Source organism: Cedecea sp. B1(4), assembly GCF_059414925.1.
This window is the reverse complement of sequence record NZ_JCAHMZ010000134.1, coordinates 1-462: the sequence shown is the minus strand read 5'-3', so window position 1 is coordinate 462 and position 462 is coordinate 1. Positions and strand designations below refer to the sequence as shown.

The 462-nt window shown below is 69.0% G+C and carries 1 protein-coding gene; it reads right to left on the bottom strand.

Features of this window, described 5'->3' with window-relative positions:
* On the bottom strand, positions 1–462 hold a 462-nt coding region (locus tag ACR6JA_RS22350), incomplete at both ends, for an amidohydrolase family protein (protein ID WP_494599602.1).

Below are 462 nucleotides of genomic sequence, written 5' to 3'. Positions count from 1 at the left end.
GCGCAACTGGCCGGCCACCATCACCGTATCGACGTCGGCGCGCTCCACTGCCTGCACGATCGTGCCGATCGCATTGCTCACCGGGAACACCGCCACGCCCTGGGTGCGGACCATGATGATGTCGGCCTGCTTGCCCGGCGTCAGCGTGCCGGCCTGGTCCTCCAGCCCGGCCGCGCGCGCCCCGTTCACCGTCGCTGCGCGCAGCACCGCCTCCACCGAAATCGGCGCCGGCACATCGGCCTCGCCACGGAAACGCCGATAGCGCATCGCCGACCGCTGCTGGCCGAACAGCGCGTGCATCTCGCCGAACATATCGCTGCCGAACGCCGTGTCCAGGTCGATCCCCAGCGCCGGCGCCAGTCCGTGATCCACCGCCTGCTGGTAGGCGAACGTGTCATCGTCGAAGCCGAACAACGCATCCGAACGCGGGTTGATCGTGATGTTCACCCCGGCATCGGCCAG